This window comes from Algoriphagus mannitolivorans DSM 15301 (genome assembly GCF_000429425.1).
In the GTDB taxonomy this organism is placed as follows: domain Bacteria; phylum Bacteroidota; class Bacteroidia; order Cytophagales; family Cyclobacteriaceae; genus Algoriphagus; species Algoriphagus mannitolivorans.
The window spans coordinates 1-1,256 of record NZ_AUBV01000024.1 but is presented as its reverse complement, the minus strand read 5'-3'; the positions used below and the strand labels follow the sequence as shown (position 1 = coordinate 1,256).

1 protein-coding gene is annotated in these 1,256 nt (G+C 45.9%); it reads right to left on the bottom strand.

The features are described from left to right. Window positions 1-80: 80 nt before the first annotated feature. A protein-coding gene (locus G458_RS0116865; RefSeq protein ID WP_157359847.1) for an IS3 family transposase occupies window positions 81-1,195 on the bottom strand; the annotation gives its coding sequence in 2 pieces (ribosomal slippage) (window positions 81-943 and window positions 943-1,195; 1,116 coding nt in all). Window positions 1,196-1,256 lie beyond the last annotated feature (61 nt).

Below are 1,256 nucleotides of genomic sequence, written 5' to 3'. Positions count from 1 at the left end.
TGAAGGCTTCCCACTTTTTGGACAATTCTAAAATAGACAAAATTGGTTTTTGATGTTGACTATTATTACTACTAAGGGTGTTAATTGTGGGTAACTTCAGAGAAGTTATCCACTGTTAACGCCCATTGCTTTGCAAAATCTATTGGAGAGCAATTATTCAGGCTTCCGTGAGGTCTGTGATGATTGTAGTCCTCTATCCATTCCCGGGTAATCTCTCTGACTTCTTGGAGTGATACAAAGGAATAGTAATCCAATACTTCGGTTCGGTAGGTTTTGTTGAATCGCTCGATAAAAGCATTTTGCATAGGTTTTCCGGGTTGGATAAATAAGATTTTCACCCGGTTGGTTTCCGCCCAGGTTCTGAGCGGTTCGGCGATGAATTCCGGACCGTTGTCCACTCTGATCTGACTAGGCAAACCTCTCCATTCTTTCAATTCTTCCAGTACCCTCACTACACGGAGTGAGGGTAGACTGGCACCGATCTCAATATGCAGGGCTTCCCGGTTGAAGTCATCCAAGATATTGAGTGTTCTGAAGCGCTGACCTGACATCAGGCTGTCAGACATGAAATCCATCGACCAGCTGGAATTGACCAATTCCGGTTGAATCAGAGGTTCCTTGACTCTTGCGGGGACTCTGCGCTTCCCTTTTCGGCGCATGCTCAGTTTGAGCAGTTTATAGATTCGATATACACGTTTGTGATTCCAGGTGATTCCTTCTTTCCGCATCCGCTTGTACAACAGCCAGAAGCCATATTGTCCAAACCGGTCTGCATATTCCCGGACTGTTTCCACTACTTTCAGATCATTTTTGACCGCCTTGTAGTAAAATGCCGAGCGGGAGTAATCAATCAAGCTGCAGGCCCTGCTGATGGCCACCGGATAGCTGCCCAGTATGTAGTCTACCCGCTGCCTCCTGTCAGCAGGGCTCAGAACTTTTTTCCCAGAACATCCTTGAGAATCTTGTTATCTAGGGCCAGCTCCGCGTACATCTGCTTGAGCTTCCGGTTTTCTTCCTCCAGCTCCTTGAGCCGCTTGAGCTCCTGAACTTCAATGCCTCCATACTTCTTTTTCCAGAGATAAAATGTGCCTCGATGGATACCCAATTCCCGGCAGAGTTCATTTACATCCCTGCCCGATTCATGATCCTTGACTGCCTTGATGATCTGGCTTTCGGTAAATCTTGACTTCTTCATACAGTTTAAAGTTAGTGACTTTGTCGTCTTTTAAACTGTCCAGTTTTTGGGGAAGCTTACA